Source organism: Flavobacterium sp. NRK F10, assembly GCF_024054235.1.
GTDB lineage: Bacteria > Bacteroidota > Bacteroidia > Flavobacteriales > Flavobacteriaceae > Flavobacterium > Flavobacterium sediminis.
The window spans coordinates 1,299,549-1,317,020 of record NZ_JAMXLC010000001.1; the positions used below are offsets into that span (position 1 = coordinate 1,299,549).

Sequence of the window (17,472 nt, forward strand, 5' to 3'; positions counted from 1 at the left end):
GCAACTTACCCTGTTATCTGCTACAAATTAATAGCCAAAGTTGTTATATAATTCTTATTACCGATCTCTATATCCATTGTATACCGATCTTTGTAAAGTAATGTCAATCTTCTTTTTAAATTCTCTAACCCAATGCCGGAACCACTTCTGTCAGCAGTACTTTTAGAGAAATTTTCATTCTCTGATCTGAAAATAACCGTATGATCCTCAACTTTCATATCAAAAGAGATCGTGGTACTCTCACTGGCGGAGACTCCATGTTTAAAGGCATTTTCAATTAAAGATACAAAAAGAAGAGGCGCTATTTTTATTTCTTTAGCATTTTGCGGAAAATGATAGATTACATTTACATTTTGATTAAATCTCAATTTCATTAATTCTATATAATTAACCATAAAGGTAATCTCGTTATTGAGATCTACTTCTTTCTGGTCTGTTTCATACAAGAAATAACGCATCAATTTACTCAAACTATGAATAGCATCTTTTGATTGTTCCGGGGAAACATCTACCATTGCATAGATATTGTTCAAAGAATTGAAAAAAAAATGAGGTTGCAATTGGTATTTTAAGTGTTGTAATTCTGATTGTAAACGTTCATTTTCGGCTTCTTTTTGCAATGCTTCTGTTTTAATCCATTTTTGCGTTGTTTTTAACGCAATGGAAAAAACGACGGGAACAGAAAAAGATATGATATCCACATAAATAAAAAGCTTTTTAGGAGGTCCCTGCCCTTTTATTTCAGGCCTTATCAATTGATCGACAAGAAATGTTTTTATCTCATTATTGACTAAAACAAATACGGCTACCATGATTACATTCAATACAACAAACAGCAGGATCTTTTCCCGAAACAGAAATTTATCGATCAAAATAAAATAGTTTCCGTAAAAAATCAAAGCATAAAAACACAGTGGTATCCAAGAATGTACCAATACTTTTTGAAGTGCTTCCGACTGACCTGAAGAGAGCAGATACGGAAGACTAAAAAGTATTATCCAAACTAAAAAATGGAAAAAAACAATGCTTCTTTTATTCTTAACAATATTCATTAGTTTAATTATTCGTATCTCAATGCGGATATCGGTTCTAAAGCAGCTGCTTTACGAGCCGGATACCATCCGAAAAAGATACCGGTTATGGCACATACAATAAAAGATATTATCACGGAATAGCTGGTAACTGCCGTAGGCCAATTTAATACTTTTTCTATAAAGATCGTAGACGTTAACCCTAAAAAAACTCCTATAAGACCTCCTGTGATACTGATCATCATAGCTTCGATAAGGAATTGCATCAAAATATCAGCTTCCTTGGCTCCTACTGCCATTCTTAATCCTATTTCCCGGGTCCTTTCTTTTACGGAAACGTACATAATATTCATAATTCCTATTCCTCCCACCAGAAGGGATATACTGGCAATAGCTACTAACAATACTGTAAGCATTTCGCTGGTTGAACTGAATGTTGATATCAATTCTTCCATTGAAAAGACATTGAAATCATCGTCGTCTCCTACTGATATCTTATGCTGTTTTCTTAATATCTCTGAAATTTCTTCCACCGCTGCCGGAGCATCATTCTCGCTCTTTGCGGAAGCTACAACTGACTGTAAATAATCGATCGCTAAAATACGTTTTTGTACTGTTGTAAATGGTGCTAAAATAACATCATCCTGATCCTGTCCGAAGGTATTTTCTCCTTTTTTTTCTAATACCCCTATAATTTTAAGCGGAATATTATTATACCGGATTGTTTTTCCTACCGGATCGTCTCCATTCGGAAAAAGATTAGACACAACTGTTTGCCCCACAACAGCTACCTTGGCCGCTGATTTGACCTCTGCATTCGTAAAAATACTCCCCGAGCTAAGATCCCATACCTTAATAGTGAGGTAATCGGGGGAAATTCCGTAAATAGAGGTCGGCCAGTTATTTGAACCGTTAATTGCCTGTCCGCTTCCGTTAACTAAAGGAGATATAGCGGTGATATTTTGTGCCGTTGCTTTTAACACATTAAAATCACTTAGCGTCAATGACTGCATTTCACTCGGATCCATTCTCACTCCTCCTCTCATATCTGCTCCCGGACGAATGGTTATCATATTAGATCCCATACTGGAAATTTGTGTCTTGATACTTTCTTTTGAACCTTCTCCAATGGCTAACATGGCTATAACAGACCCTACCCCTATAATAATTCCTAACATTGTAAGGAATGTTCTGACCTTATTAAGCACTATGGCTTTCCATGCTATTTTAAATAAATTTAAAAGTCTCATTAGTCTTCTGTCTTTTTAATGTTTGCTAAAGCTTCTGCTGCTGACAGAACATTATTATTTAATTCGTCTTTAATAATGTTTCCATCCTTAAGCACTATTGTTCTCGAACTAAAAGCAGCGATATCAGGTTCGTGTGTTACAAAAACTATTGTTTTACCCTGCTTGTTCAGTTTCTGAAACAGTGCCATAATCTCATAAGATGTTTTTGTGTCCAAATTCCCTGTTGCCTCATCTGCCAGAATAACCACCGGATTATTAACCAGTGACCTTGCAATCGCAACTCTTTGTTGCTGCCCTCCTGATAACTGAGCCGGAGTATGGTATAAACGTTCTGACAGTCCTACTAATTTTAAGGCTTCAATTGCTTTTTCTTTTCGCTCTGTAGATGTAACCTCATTATTGTAAAACAAAGGCAATTCAACATTTTCTATTGACGTTGTTCTGGGTAAAAGATTATACGATTGAAAAATAAATCCGATCTTTTCATTTCTAATTCCGGCCAGTTCATTCTTACTTAACTCTTTTACAGAGACTCCGTCTATTTCATACGTCCCTAATGTTGGTTGGTCTAAACACCCCAGAATATTCAACATGGTGCTTTTTCCGGAACCACTGGATCCCATAATGGTTACAAACTCCCCTTCTTTTATAGCAAATGATATCCCTTTTAACGCATGGACGGTTTCATCTCCCATCACAAAAGAGCGTTTAAGTTCTTCTATTTTTATGATTATTTTTTCCATTTTTTTATTTCTTTTTTCCGGGTGGTTTTGGCATAAAAGGACTTTCGGCACTACTACTTTCTGTATTTGCCTCTTGCCCGCTGACCTCTTTTAATCCGTACACAACATCTTCTCCTTCTAACAAATTATTTAAAACCTGTACGTTTACGCCATCACTTGCTCCTAATTTTACATTTCGGGATACAATTTGATTGTTTTCCAACACCCATAATGTTGTTTGATTCTCATAATCCGCAACTGATTGTTTCAGCCTTTTACCGGTTACTGTTTCACTTTGTCCATTAAATTGCTCTAAATAAGCCTCATTCGGAATAAAATTAACAGCCTTGGCTTCAACAGTTAATACATCTTGTAATTCTAAAGTATAAATTGAAATAGTTGCCGTTAGTCCCGGTTTTAATTTTAATTCCGGATTTTCCGCTTTTATAACAACGGTGTAAGTCACTACATTAGATGTAGTTGTAGGATTTAGCCGTACCTGCGTTATTTTTCCGGAAAACTCTTCGTCCTGATAAGCATCTACCGTAAAAGTAACTCTCTGCCCTTCTTTTACCTGTCCGATATCGGCTTCATCAACATCGGCTTCAACCTGCATTTCTTTAAGATCCTTAGCAATAGTAAACAAGGTTGGGGTACTATAACTTGCTGCTACTGTTTGTCCCTCATCTACATCTCTTGACAGAACAACTCCGTCTATAGGAGAATAGATATTTGCATAACTCAGATTGGTTTGTGCTTTTTGTAATTCCGATAACTTTTGTATAGCAGCACTTTTTGCATTATTGTAATTGTATCTTGCTTCATCATAATCTGACTTACTGATCACATTATTCTCAAAAAGTGTTTTTTGTCTTTTATAAATAGTCTCTAAATAATTTTGTTCATTTAAAGCACTGTCATAAGAAGCCTTAGCCTGAACAAGTGCTGCCTGCAGATTGGTTTTATCCAATTCGGCTATCAATTGTCCTTCTTTTACTTCGCTATTATAATCAACATAGATCTTTTCTACTACTCCGGAAACCTGTGTCCCTACTTCTACCTGAGTGATCGGTTCTATTGTTCCCGTTGCCGTAACAGCAGATACAACATTTGCTTTTTTAGCTTTTACCGTTTCTGCCTTAATCTCAGACTCTTTATTTCCCGAAAAGAGAAAATAAGCCAGTGTAAGAACTATAACAGTAACTCCTGTTAAGGCTATCCATTTTATTTTTTTATTGTTCATATTCTTAAAGTTTAATTTCATTGCTTTGGTAAAACTGTAATAATTGTGTGTATAGAATACTTAGGTATTTTGCCTGAAAATAATTCTGTTCTGCATTTGTCAGTGTATTTTGCGCCACTACTAGATCTGATGTACTAAGTGCATTTAGCTCGTATTTTTTTTGAGCTAATGTATACGATTCCTGAGCGGCTTCTTTTGCTGCTATGGCTTGCTCTGTCTGCTCTAAGGAAGCTTTAGCATTTTGCCATGCCGTTTCTATTTTCTTATACAATTCTTTTTGTACAGTCCGGTATTCAATTTTTGATTTTTCAATACTAATCTTTGCATTCTGAACCTGTGATTTGCTTTGATTTCTATTAAAAATAGGAATAGATAAAGACAAGCCTACCCTTTGATTAAAGTTCAAATCGAGCTGATCGGCAAAGCCCAAATTCTGTGTACTGGTATATCCTGAACCTAAACTTCCTGACAAAGTAAGTGTCGGTAAAAAAGTTCCTTTTGCAATATCCAGATCTTTTTCCGAAATAGCAATCCCTAATTTCGAAGCCTGAATTTCAGGCATTTGAGCTAAAGCATTAGTATAGACTTCTATTTTATCCGGCAATTCGTTAACTACTAAATTATTTACGGTTGTTTCAATTTCAAAAGCATCCTCTGGCTCTAACTCTAATAATTGTTTTAATGTCAGTAATTGCAAATCATAAGTGTTTTGTGCAGCAATAAGGCTATACTTATTAGTTGCTACTTGCGATACTGCATCTGTATAATCCTTTTTGGCTACACTTCCTGCTTCAAAACGCGCTTTTGCAACTTCCATCTGTTTTTGAGAAGATTCTAGATTTTTTAAAGCAATAGTCACACCGTCATTACTATACAATGCCTGCATATAAGCTTCTACAATACTTAAAACAACATTATTCTCTGCTTCTTTTACATACATAGAATTCTGATCTACCTGAAACTTGTTTTGTTTGATCTGGTTGTTCACCTGATTTCCCTGAAACAATGTTACTGAGGTATTCAGTCCTAAACTTGTTGAGTGGATTTGCTGTGCAACATAATCACTGGTAATAGGGTCAATAGTATTACCATTTGATAAGCTTTGAGAAGCACTACCTGTCAAATTAGGCCATCTGGATGATTTTGACTGACTATAATTTACTTCAGCAGAATTCTGATCTAACGCAGCAGACTGTATGGTTATATTCTTTTCTTTTGCATACTGAATACAATCCTCCAAAGTCCACTTCTCTTTTTTCGCGACATCCTGTCCGAACGTCAAGACCGAAAAAAGTAAGGCAATTATTAATTTTACAGTATTCATTCTTTTAAATTTTTACTCAAAGTTACCTTCGAAGCAAAATCTAAAAAAACAAAATAGACCAATCAGCTATCTGAATATACCAACTGCTCCATTCTATCGACAAAAAAGCCCCGCACAAATGCGGGGCTTTTCATATAAACAATAATTGATTCGTTTATTTTTGTTTAGCAAATTCTAAATTTACAGTAATTTGAACTTCTTTAGCTACTGCCTGACCGGTTGGGTCATAAGCTACACCAAAATCAAAACGGTTAATTGTAGTAGTCGCCTGGAAACCTACTTTCTCATTACCAAAACCGTCATTATCGATTTTTCCACCGTAAACCAATTCAAATGTCACTGATTTTGTTACATTCTTGATTGTTAAATCTCCTGTTAAACGGTATTTGTTCTTTTTAATTTTTTTAATTGATGTTTGTTTGAATGTGATTTTATCATATTTTGCCGCATCAAAAAAGTCTGCTGATTTTAAGTGCCCGTCACGAGCTTCCACTCCTGTGTTAATTGAATTCACATCAATAGAAAAATCAAAGTTTGTAGTAGTAACATCTTCTCCTGTCATTTTCAATGTTCCTTGATATTGGTCAAATTTCCCGTCAACAAACGAAATCCCTAAGTGTTTAATTGAAAAGGTTAAAAAGGAGTGATATGGATCAACAATTCCACGTTTGTGTTTTAGTTTGTGCATTAGCAGCTATAACAAATGTAAAAGCTATAACTAAGGTCATTAATTTTTTCATGATTTCTTTTTTTAATTTAACAAGACAAATTTCCGCAGAAAAAAAATCAAAATGCTTAACCTATGTTAATAAAGAAAGCCGATGATAAAATCATCGGCTTTCCGGTATAAACTGAACTGTTTTTTTATTTCATTTTCATCAACCAATTTCGCATCGACACCTCTTCATTAATCAAACCACGCAATTCAGTAATGGCAACACGTTGTTGCTCCATTGAATCTCTATGACGAATGGTTACAGTCTTATCTTCTAAAGTCTGGTGATCTACTGTAATACAGAATGGTGTTCCTAAAGCATCCTGACGGCGGTAACGACGACCTACTGCATCTTTTTCATCGTATGCCACATTGAAATCCCATTTCAGATCTTCTACAATTTGTTTAGCCACTTCCGGCAGACCATCTCTTTTTATCAATGGTAAAACGGCTGCTTTTGTTGGTGCCAATACTGAAGGCAAACGAAGAACTGTTCTTGTTGATCCGTCTTCTAAGGTTTCTTCCTGAAGTGATTTAGAGAAAACGGCTAAAAACATACGGTCTAAACCTACAGATGTTTCTACCACATAAGGAACATAACTTTTATTTTCTTCCGTATCAAAATACTGTAATTTTTTTCCGGAATATTGTTCGTGCGCTTTTAAATCAAAATCTGTTCGGGAATGAATTCCTTCCAACTCTTTAAAACCAAACGGAAAATCAAACTCAATATCTGTGGCAGCATTTGCATAGTGTGCTAATTTCTCATGGTCGTGGTAACGATAATTTTCAGCTCCCATACCCAATGACTGGTGCCATTTCAGACGTGTTTCTTTCCAATATTGGTACCATTTCATTTCTTCTCCCGGTTTCACAAAGAATTGCATTTCCATTTGTTCAAACTCACGCATACGGAAAATAAACTGACGCGCCACAATTTCATTACGGAATGCTTTTCCTGTTTGCGCAATACCAAAAGGAATTTTCATACGCCCTGTTTTCTGAACATTCAAAAAGTTCACAAAAATACCCTGAGCGGTCTCCGGACGTAAATACAGATCCATTGCTGAATCAGCAGAAGCACCTAATTTTGTACCGAACATTAAGTTGAACTGACGTACTTCTGTCCAGTTTTTAGAACCGGTTTCAGGATCGGCTATTTCTAACTCTTCTATTAAAGCTTTTACATCCGCTAAATCTCCGGAATCTAAACCTTTAGCCATTCTTTCTAAAATTTCTTTTTTCTTAGAAAGGTATCCGGATACTCTCGGATTAGTGGTTACAAACTGCTCTTCGTCAAAAGCTTCTCCAAAACGATTCTTTGCTTTTTCGATTTCTTTCTGCGCTTTTTGATATAATTTTTCACAATAATCTTCAATCAGAACATCTGCACGATATCTTTTCTTAGAGTCTTTGTTATCAATCAGCGGATCATTAAAAGCGTCAACGTGACCTGAAGCTTTCCAAGTTGTAGGGTGCATGAAGATCGAAGCATCAATACCTACAATATTTTCATGCATTTGCACCATGGATTTCCACCAGTATTCACGAATATTTTTCTTTAGTTCAACACCATTTTGAGCATAATCATATACTGCACTCAAACCGTCGTAAATTTCGCTTGACGGAAATATATATCCGTACTCTTTTGCATGCGAAACTACATTTTTAAATAAATCGTCTTGTTTTGCCATGTTGCAAAAGTAAAAATAGGATTGAAATTTAGAAAAGTTTTTTTGTTTAAAATACGGAATTAATTGTATTGAAAGGTAGTAGTCCCTATTTTAAAGAATTTATTGAAGATATTGATCTTATATGTTCCTTTACTGACCTTTGCCTTTTCTAAAGGAATATAGGTACAAACATCTGTATCTTTTTGATTATAGAACGTTTCAATATAACCACTATAATGCAGTACAATTCCTTTTTGTTCTATATACGTCTGATCTATTGATATGACTTCATTTTCAGGATTTATTACCTGTATGTAGATATCTTTGTTTCCGGGCAATACGAACTCATTTGCTTCTAATGTAAAACAAACCCGTATTTCCTGAATTTTTTTTCTTTTAGAATCTTTATAGACATTGGACAATATCTTAACGCCTCTGGCTTTTACATTCAAAGCGTTTAATTTTCCGGGATTTGTTTTTTTATTGGCTTTGCGCAAAGACTGTAATTTTAATAACGTATTCCGGTTAGACTCTACTTTCCCTTTTAACTCCAGAATATTGTCTTCATCGCTGGTAATGCTCTTTTTCAGTTCGTTGATCTGATCAACGATTTCATTATTATCAATTTCTAATTTCAGCGTTTCTTGCTTATTTTTAATCTCTTTATTAACGGTTATCACATTTCCTTGCTCCAGAATATAATATACAGAATCATATTTTCGGATCATTTCGCTCAATTGGTTTTGGAGCAATTGATTTTCAATAGTCGATTTTTTATTCAGCATCTGATACTTTTGGTAAACATTCAAATAACCAAAAGAAATAAAGACAGCTATAACACTTGCCGCGAGTGTCACATATTTTAAATTAACCGCTGCTTTTAACGCCATTCTTACTTTTTTTCTTTAAATTAAGGAAATATTTAGTATATTTCTGAATATTTATCGACAAGATGCTAAAAAATCTGTTAAAACTGCTTTTTCCGGATATTTGTTACGGTTGTGGTTCGTTATTAATTAAAAACGAGAGGGTTATCTGTACAGCATGTCGACATACATTACCCAGAACGTATCATCATCAATCTCCGGAACAAAATGAAATACATAAAAAATTTTACGGTTTATTACCTTTAGAATTCAGTTGTTCTTTTCTATACTTTACACATAAAAACAACGTAAAAGAATTGATCCACAATCTCAAATACCGCAATAAAACCGCAATTGGAAAAGAACTGGGCATGATTTACAGCAGCGACATTAGAAAAGTTATTGAAAAATACCATGTAGACTGTATTGTCCCGGTCCCATTACACCCTAAACGACTCAAAGAAAGAGGTTATAATCAAATAGAAACTTTTGCCAAAACTATAGCCGAAACCTGTAAAGTGGATTATAATCCGACTATTTTATACCGAAAAACATATTCCAAAACGCAAACTAAAAAGAATAAGGAATCACGCCAGATGGACAAAAAGAATGTTTTTGCCGTTCAATACAATAAAGAAAACGAAGGGAAACATTATTTACTTATTGATGATGTTTTAACGACCGGTGCAACCTTAGAATCCTGCGGAAATGCTTTATTAGAAATTCCGAATACAAAAATCAGTATTCTGACAATAGCTTATACCTTATCATAAATAATTTTAAAAATTTAGCATTGTAATAATATAAGTTGTTATTTTGTGATGAATTAGTTTTTACGGTATGAAGAAAGTTTATTTTATCATTATATTTAGCATTCTGAGTTTTACAATAGCCTTTACCGGTTGTGCCAAAAGAGGCACTATCACAGGAGGACCTAAAGACACTATTCCACCGGCAATTCTTTCTTCTCATCCGGAAAATTATCAAACTAACTTTAATGCTCAAGAAATCAGAATTACTTTTAATGAACTTATCAAAGTAAAAGACATCAGTAAGCAGTTGATCATTTCACCTCCCATGAAAAATCAACCTACAATTTTACCGCAAGGAAGTGCAAGTAAATTTATTTCTATCAGAATAAAAGATACTTTACAACCTAATACTACTTATAGTTTTAACTTCGGACAAAGTATCACTGATAATAATGAAGGAAATCCTTATTCTCAATACAAATATGTATTTTCAACCGGAAGTTATATTGACTCGCTGGCTATAATCGGAAAAATCAAAGATGCTGTTGAACAGAAACCGGATAATTTTGTTTCCGTACAATTGTATGATGCCCAAACGTATACTGATTCCACTGCTTATAACGAAGTACCTTTATATGTAACCAATACGTTAGACAGTTTAAAGTTCTTTTCATTAGAAAACTTAAAAGAAGGTCAGTATTATATTGTTGCGCTAAAAGACAAAAACAACAATTATAAATTTGATCCGAAAGCCGATAAAATAGGCTTTTTAAAAAATGTTATTACTATCCCAAACGATACTGTTTTTGAACTGGAACTTTTTAAAGAAGAAACTCCTTTTAAGGCTGTAAAACCGATTCAGGAAACAAACAATAAACTTTATATGGGCTTTGAAGGAGATCCGAAAAATGCCAAGATCAAGATCAAGAACGGAGAAGAAGATGTTCCGGTAAGGATGACTAAATTCCCTCAAACCGGTAAAGATTCCGTTCAACTATTCATTCCGATACTCAAAGCCGATTCTCTTAATATTACTGTAAGCAATGGTGATTTTGAAAAATCGTTTACAACTAAGCTCAAAGAGTTAAAAACAAAAGATTCTCTTTCTATTACTCCTAAATCGACCGGAGTATTGCATTTCAGGGATCAATTCCGGTTAATTCCTGCTACTCCGATAGAAAAGATCAATCAGGAAAAGATCACTTTACTGGATAAAGATTCTGTTAAAGTATCTTTTGTACTGGAATATAGATTATTTGAAAATGAGATCATCCTTGATTTCCAGAAGAAAGAAAATCAAAAATATGCTTTAACGGCTCTGCCCGGAGCCTTTGAGGATTTTTACGGAACCATAAATGACACTTTAGCTGTGGGAATTTCAACCAAATCCTATACAGATTACGGAAACCTAAAGGTTAATTTAAAATCTGTTAAACGCTTTCCTCTTATCTTACAAATACTGACTAGCGATGGTACCGTTAAAGAGTCTGCCGTTTCTACCGGAGAAAGAACCTTACAATTTGATGCTATTGAACCTAACCAATATACCCTTAGGGTTATTTATGATGATAACGGAAATAAAAAATGGGACACCGGAAACTTTTTAGAAAAACGCCAGGCTGAAGAGATAGAATATTACCCAAAAGAGATCGATGTAAGAGCTAACTGGGATGTTGAACAAGATTTTTAAAATAATAAAAAAGAGCCAATGGCTCTTTTTTATTTTATATTTAGGTATCTCTTTTTATTTCGAAAACATCCTTGTCCTTCAAAAAATTGAACTTGTTTCGGCTTTCCGTAACTTTCTTCTTATCTAATGTGATCACTTTTATGGCATCTTCTTCAAAAGGAGCTACTATTTCGTTACCCAACTCATCTATCACTTGTGAATGTCCTACATAAGGCATGCCGTTTGCATCTGATCCGATCCTATTAACTGCCGCCACATAACACATGTTTTCTATTGCTCTGGCTTTTAAAAGCGCATCCCAAGCCTGTATTCTCGGCTTAGGCCAATTGGCTACATATACTAACAGATCATAATTCTCAATATTTCGGGCAAATACAGGAAATCGCAGGTCGTAACAAATTAGCGGACATATTTTCCAATCCTTATATTCTACTACCAATTTCTTTTCTCCTTTTGTATATACCTCTTCTTCACCTGCCAAAGTAAACAAATGACGTTTATTGTAGTATTGAATAGCTCCGTCAGGAAAAACAAATACCAATCGGTTATAGTAATTTCCTTCTTCCTCGATCACTAAGCTCCCTGTAATAGCTGTTTTTTTTGATTTTGCCAGACTTTTAAGCCATAGGATACTTTCTCCATCCATCGTTTCAGCCACTCGCTCAGGATTCATTGTAAAACCGGAAGTAAACATTTCAGGCAAGATCAACAGATCAAATTTTTTAGGACAGGATAAAATCTTGCTTTCCAATGTTAATCGGTTAGCGATAGGATTTTCCCAATGTAAAGACGTTTGCACTAAAGCTACTCTCATTCTTTTTCCTTTTTCACAAATGTACTTAAAAAAACAAACCTGTCAGGTTTTAGATCTGACAGGTTTAGATTATTTTACTCAATTGAAAGGTACCTTTCAATTGATATCCGATTATTTTGTACTCGCTTTTAAGAACTCACGATTCATACGGGCAATGTTCTCTAATGAAATTCCTTTCGGACATTCAATTTCACATGCTCCGGTATTGGTACAATTACCGAATCCTTCTTCGTCCATTTGGCGCACCATATTCATTACACGATCCGTTGCTTCAACTTGCCCTTGCGGCAACAATGCATATTGTGAAACTTTTGCTCCTACAAACAACATCGCAGAACCATTTTTACAAGTAGCTACACAAGCTCCGCAACCAATACATGCAGCAGCTTCGAAAGCTTTATCAGCATCCTGTTTCGGCACCGGAATAGAGTTAGCGTCAATAGTGTTTCCTGAAGTATTTACAGAAACGAAACCACCGGCTTGCTGAATTCTATCAAAAGCGCTTCTATCTACTACTAGATCCTTAACAACCGGGAAAGCTTTACTTCTCCAAGGTTCGATGTAAATAGTATCACCATCTTTAAAAGAACGCATGTGTAACTGACACGTTGTAATTCCGGTTTCCGGTCCGTGAGCACGTCCGTTGATGAACAAAGAACACATACCGCAAATTCCTTCACGACAATCGTGGTCAAATGCTACCGGTTCTTTTTTCTCTGTAACCAATTGTTCATTCAATTGGTCTAACATTTCTAAAAAGGAACTATCTGTAGAAACATCATCTAATTTGTATGTTTCCATTGCTCCATTCGCTTTAGCGTTTTTTTGACGCCAAACTTTAAGGTTTATATTGATACTTTTTGAAGCCATAATCTAATTATTTATAATTTCTAGCTGCGATTTTGATGAACTCATATTTAAGTTCTTCTTTGTGTAATTGCTCTTGATTGATATCTTCTCCTTTATATTCCCAAGCTCCAACAAATGAGAAGTGCTCATCGTCACGAAGAGTTTCTCCTTCTGCATCCTGGTACTCGTCTCTAAAGTGACCTCCACAAGACTCTTTACGCTGTAAAGCATCCATTGCCATTAATTGTCCTAATTCTAAGAAATCGGCAACACGGAAAGCCTTTTCTAATTCAGGGTTCAATTCGTCTGCTGATCCCGGAACATAAACATCTTTATGGAACTCTTCGCGTAATTTAGCAATCTGATCGATAGCTTCTTTTAAGCCTTGTTCGTTACGAGCCATTCCTACTTTATTCCACATAATGTTTCCTAACTCTTTGTGGAAGTGATCTACTGATCTGGAACCGTTGTTGTTCAGGAATTTTCCAATCTGATCTTTTACACGTTTTTCAGCTTCAAGGAACTCCGGTAAGTCTGTTGAAATCTTACCTGTTCTAATCTCTTCAGCTAAATAATTAGAAATTGTATAAGGTAATACAAAATACCCATCAGCTAAACCTTGCATCAAAGCCGAAGCTCCTAAACGGTTAGCACCGTGGTCAGAGAAGTTCGCTTCACCGGCTACGAAACAACCCGGAATTGATGATTGTAAGTTATAATCAACCCAAACACCTCCCATAGTATAGTGAACGGCAGGGTAGATCTTCATTGGGGTTTCATACGGGTTTTCGTCAGTAATCTTTTGATACATCTGGAATAAGTTACCGTATTTTTCCTCGATCCATTGTTTTCCTAACTTGATGATCTCTTCTTCAGACGGATTGTGGTTACCGTGAGCGTAAGCTACCTCTTTTCCTTTATTTTTAATTTCAGAAGAGAAATCCAGATAAACACCTTCTCCGGTTGCATTGTTTTCAATACCGAAACCGGCATCACAACGCTCTTTAGCTGCTCTTGACGCTACGTCACGAGGCACTAAGTTACCGAAAGCAGGGTATCTTCTCTCTAAGTAATAATCTCTATCTTCTTCAGCAATTTGAGTTGGCTTTAATTTACCGGCTCTGATTGCTTCTGCATCTTCTTTTTTCTTAGGAACCCAAATACGTCCTGAGTTACGAAGTGACTCAGACATCAAAGTTAATTTTGACTGATTAGTTCCGTGAACCGGAATACAAGTCGGGTGGATTTGTACATAACACGGATTCGCAAAATGAGCTCCTTGTTTATGAATTTTCCATGAAGCCGTTACATTACTTCCCATTGCATTCGTTGATAAGAAGTATACGTTTCCGTAACCTCCCGAAGCAATTACTACAGCATGCGCCGAATGTCTTTCAATTTCACCTGTAATTAAATTACGAGCAATGATACCACGTGCTTTCCCGTCTACTTTTACCAAGTCTAGCATTTCGTGACGGTTGTACATTTTCACACGTCCTAAACCGATTTGTCTTGACAAAGCTGAATAAGCCCCTAACAACAACTGTTGTCCGGTTTGTCCTGCAGCATAGAACGTACGTTTTACCTGTACACCACCGAATGAACGGTTGTCTAAAGTTCCGCCGTATTCACGAGCAAAAGGAACACCTTGAGCCACACATTGGTCAATAATATTTCCGGAAACTTCCGCTAAACGATAAACATTTGCCTCGCGTGCACGGTAGTCACCTCCTTTAATTGTATCATAAAACAAACGATAAGTACTATCTCCGTCGTTTTGATAATTTTTTGCTGCATTAATACCTCCCTGTGCCGCAATTGAGTGTGCACGTCTTGGAGAATCCTGAAAACAAAATGCTTTAACATTATATCCCATTTCTCCTAAGGAAGCTGCTGCTGATGCACCAGCTAAACCTGTTCCTACAACAATAATATCAATCTTCGGACGGTTATTAGGAGCAACTAATTTTAAGTGATTTTTATGTTCAGTCCATTTTTGTGCTAATGGTCCTTCAGGTATTTTAGAATCTAACTTCATAATAATATGTGTTGATTATTTTGTAAAATGAATATATAAAGGAATAATAGCAAACAATAGCGGAACTATGATTGCAAAAGCTCTACCGACAAACTTGATTGTTGGCGTGAATTTATTATTTATCCCTAATGATTGGAAAGCACTTTGGAAACCATGCCATAAATGGAAAGCAAGCGCTAACATAGCAATTACATATCCTAAAGTAGCTAACAATCCAACTTTAGGATCTCTGAAGAAGTCTACTGTTATCTTATGTAAATCTTTATAGACATTTCCAACCTTAACATTAGCTGCTGCATTATGAACTTCAGTTCCGTTAACAATTTTTAATTGCTTAGGAGGCATCATTCTATTAGCAGTTGTATCTTTAATTTCTCCTGCCAAAGCTACCTGATCTACCATGTAGTATTGTCCTTCTGCTGTACCAACATAAAACTCTTTCGGTTGTTGTCCTTTAACAGAAATAGTAGTTTTCATTAATGGCATATTTTTGTCGAAATGCATTCTTGCCCAAAAATTCACCATGTGAGTTACGATGAAAACCAAAATTACCGTTCCCAAGATTGCCATGTTACGAGAAGCAAAACCGCTGTTAGCAGCCGGATTTGTCTTAACGTAACGAACCGGACGAGCCGCTTTGTTCTGGAACGTTAATAATATTCCATCTACCGCGTGGAATATAATTGAAATATACGTTAAATACGATAAAATTTTTACTGCCGGATTGGTAGTCATAAATAATGCGTATGCATTAAATTTTTCGCTTGCATTAGGTAACAACAATTGTAAATTACCTGCCAAGTGACCCGCCAAAAACAAGCATAAAAATAAACCTGTAAGAGCCATCCAGTATTTCTTTGCAATAGATGACTTTAAGAGCGCTGATTTTGCCATAATTTTATTTGATTGTAATAGTTTTATAAAAATCAAACAAAAATACGCTTATTTGAAATTAACTACAACCTTTTCGAGTTAATTTATAATGAATATAAAATGAATTTTAATATATTGATTAACAATAAAATACAAACACAAACCATTATATAAAAAGAATTAAAATTCGTTTTTTTTGCTATTTTAATATACATAAAAGGCTTTCGTTTTTATTTTTTTGATTCAATTAACAACAATTCCATAATTATCTTTTTACCTTTGATACATTAAAAATCTATACTTATATTACTATGAAATATCATGCTATAGACCGTGAATTATTCGTCAAAAATCGTCAAAAATTCACGGCACAGATGAAACCTAACAGTGTCGCTGTTTTTAACTCTAACGATATTTACCCTGTAAGTGCTGACAGCACTTTACCTTTTGCCCAACATCGCGATATTTTCTATTTGAGTGGTGTTGATCAAGAAGAAAGTATTCTTTTATTGTTTCCTGATGCTCCTTACGAACACCTGAAAGAAATTTTATTCTTACGGGAAACCAATGAACATATTGCTGTTTGGGAAGGCGAAAAATTAACTAAAGAAAGAGCTTTTGAGGTTTCAGGTATTAAAACCGTTATCTGGCTTAAAGATTTTCACAAAACCTTAAAAGAGGTCATGAGTTACGCCGATACTATATACCTAAATACGAATGAACATTACCGTGCCTCAGTAGACACTCAAACTCGGGAAGATCGTTTTATTAAGTGGTTCAAAGAAATTTATCCGGCACATAAAGTTGAAAAATCAAATCCTATTTTACAAAAACTACGTTCAATTAAAGAACCTCAGGAATTAGAACTTATTCAGACTGCCTGCAACATTACTGAAAAAGGGTTCAGAAGAATCCTGAACTTTGTAAAACCGGGAGTGATGGAATATGAAATTGAAGCAGAGTTTGCCCATGAGTTTTTACGCAACCGCTCTAAAGGTTTTGCCTATACTCCTATTATTGCAAGTGGTGATAGTGCAAATGTTCTACATTATATTGAAAACAATAAAGAATGTAAAGCAGGAGATTTATTGTTACTGGATGTAGGAGCAGAATATGCTAATTATTCAAGCGATATGACTCGAACCATACCGGTTTCAGGAAAATTCACAGAGCGTCAAAAAGCGGTTTACAATGCTGTTCTGAGAGTTAAGAATGAAGCCACTAAAATGTTGGTTCCGGGTACACTTTGGAAACAATACCATATTGAAGTAGGTAAAATCATGACTTCTGAGCTATTAGGGTTAGGGCTTTTAGACAAAGCCGATGTTCAAAATGAAAATCCGGACTGGCCGGCTTACAAAAAGTATTTCATGCACGGAACCTCACACCACATGGGATTAGACACGCATGACTATGGTTTGTTACATCTACCAATGGAGGCCAACATGGTATTTACCGTTGAACCGGGAATTTATATTCCTGAAGAAGGTTTCGGTATTCGAATTGAAGATGATGTTGTTATCCAACCTTCGGGCGAACCATTTAATCTGATGAAAAACATCCCTATTGAAGCTGACGAAATTGAAAGCTTAATGAATTCATAAAATAAAAATCGGTTCTTATAGAACCGAT

15 protein-coding genes are annotated in these 17,472 nt (G+C 35.4%); 3 read left to right on the forward strand and 12 right to left on the reverse strand.

The window, feature by feature from the left end; all coding sequences use genetic code 11:
* Window positions 1–20: 20 nt before the first annotated feature.
* The 8 genes from NHF50_RS05925 to NHF50_RS05960 all read right to left on the reverse strand — a co-directional run bounded on the left by NHF50_RS05925 (window position 21) and on the right by NHF50_RS05960 (window position 8,848).
* Window positions 21–1,052, reverse strand: coding sequence for a sensor histidine kinase (locus NHF50_RS05925; protein ID WP_252775362.1), 1,032 nt, complete (start codon window positions 1,050–1,052; stop codon window positions 21–23).
* Window positions 1,053–1,060: 8 nt separating this feature from the next.
* The gene (locus tag NHF50_RS05930) at window positions 1,061–2,281 is read right to left on the reverse strand and encodes an ABC transporter permease (RefSeq protein ID WP_109568818.1); all 1,221 of its coding nucleotides are present in this window, start codon (window positions 2,279–2,281) and stop codon (window positions 1,061–1,063) included.
* On the reverse strand, window positions 2,281–3,024 hold the full coding sequence (locus tag NHF50_RS05935) for an ABC transporter ATP-binding protein (RefSeq protein ID WP_252775363.1): 744 nt from the start codon (window positions 3,022–3,024) through the stop codon (window positions 2,281–2,283). The genes NHF50_RS05930 and NHF50_RS05935 overlap by 1 nt, the downstream gene beginning before the upstream one ends.
* A gap of 4 nt (window positions 3,025–3,028) precedes the next feature.
* Window positions 3,029–4,246 (reverse strand): efflux RND transporter periplasmic adaptor subunit, encoded by a 1,218-nt coding sequence (locus NHF50_RS05940; RefSeq protein WP_252775364.1) that lies wholly within the window; start codon window positions 4,244–4,246, stop codon window positions 3,029–3,031.
* A gap of 4 nt (window positions 4,247–4,250) precedes the next feature.
* Window positions 4,251–5,570 carry a TolC family protein gene (locus NHF50_RS05945; protein WP_252775365.1) on the reverse strand — a complete coding sequence of 440 codons (1,320 nt, stop codon included), beginning with the start codon at window positions 5,568–5,570 and terminating at the stop codon, window positions 4,251–4,253.
* Window positions 5,571–5,724: 154 nt separating this feature from the next.
* On the reverse strand, window positions 5,725–6,258 hold the full coding sequence (locus NHF50_RS05950; protein ID WP_252775366.1) for a YceI family protein: 534 nt from the start codon (window positions 6,256–6,258) through the stop codon (window positions 5,725–5,727).
* A gap of 176 nt (window positions 6,259–6,434) precedes the next feature.
* On the reverse strand, window positions 6,435–7,979 hold the full coding sequence (locus tag NHF50_RS05955; protein WP_252775367.1) for a glycine--tRNA ligase: 1,545 nt from the start codon (window positions 7,977–7,979) through the stop codon (window positions 6,435–6,437).
* Between the two features lie 59 nt (window positions 7,980–8,038).
* Entirely contained in the window at window positions 8,039–8,848 is an 810-nt protein-coding gene (locus NHF50_RS05960) for a hypothetical protein (protein WP_109568823.1), read from the reverse strand.
* A gap of 62 nt (window positions 8,849–8,910) precedes the next feature.
* On the opposite strand from NHF50_RS05960, the gene NHF50_RS05965 reads away from it, so the two are divergent.
* Both NHF50_RS05965 and NHF50_RS05970 read left to right on the forward strand, forming a co-directional pair.
* Entirely contained in the window at window positions 8,911–9,597 is a 687-nt protein-coding gene (locus NHF50_RS05965; RefSeq protein WP_252775368.1) for a ComF family protein, read from the forward strand.
* Between the two features lie 67 nt (window positions 9,598–9,664).
* Complete coding sequence (locus NHF50_RS05970) at window positions 9,665–11,266, forward strand: Ig-like domain-containing protein (RefSeq protein WP_252775369.1); 1,602 nt, start codon at window positions 9,665–9,667, stop codon at window positions 11,264–11,266.
* Between the two features lie 40 nt (window positions 11,267–11,306).
* Here the strand turns inward: NHF50_RS05970 and NHF50_RS05975 are convergent, their stop codons facing one another.
* The 4 genes from NHF50_RS05975 to NHF50_RS05990 form a co-directional block, all read right to left on the reverse strand.
* Entirely contained in the window at window positions 11,307–12,080 is a 774-nt protein-coding gene (locus NHF50_RS05975; protein ID WP_252775370.1) for a nitrilase family protein, read from the reverse strand.
* A gap of 111 nt (window positions 12,081–12,191) precedes the next feature.
* Entirely contained in the window at window positions 12,192–12,950 is a 759-nt protein-coding gene (locus tag NHF50_RS05980; RefSeq protein ID WP_254005778.1) for a succinate dehydrogenase/fumarate reductase iron-sulfur subunit, read from the reverse strand.
* Between the two features lie 7 nt (window positions 12,951–12,957).
* Window positions 12,958–14,967, reverse strand: a complete 2,010-nt coding sequence (locus NHF50_RS05985) for a fumarate reductase/succinate dehydrogenase flavoprotein subunit (protein WP_252775371.1) — start codon at window positions 14,965–14,967, stop codon at window positions 12,958–12,960.
* A gap of 15 nt (window positions 14,968–14,982) precedes the next feature.
* Window positions 14,983–15,861, reverse strand: a complete 879-nt coding sequence (locus NHF50_RS05990; protein WP_252775372.1) for a succinate dehydrogenase cytochrome b subunit — start codon at window positions 15,859–15,861, stop codon at window positions 14,983–14,985.
* Between the two features lie 290 nt (window positions 15,862–16,151).
* Here NHF50_RS05990 and NHF50_RS05995 point away from each other — a divergent pair, with 290 nt between their 5' ends.
* On the forward strand, window positions 16,152–17,444 hold the full coding sequence (locus NHF50_RS05995) for an aminopeptidase P family protein (RefSeq protein ID WP_252775373.1): 1,293 nt from the start codon (window positions 16,152–16,154) through the stop codon (window positions 17,442–17,444).
* Window positions 17,445–17,472: the final 28 nt, after the last annotated feature.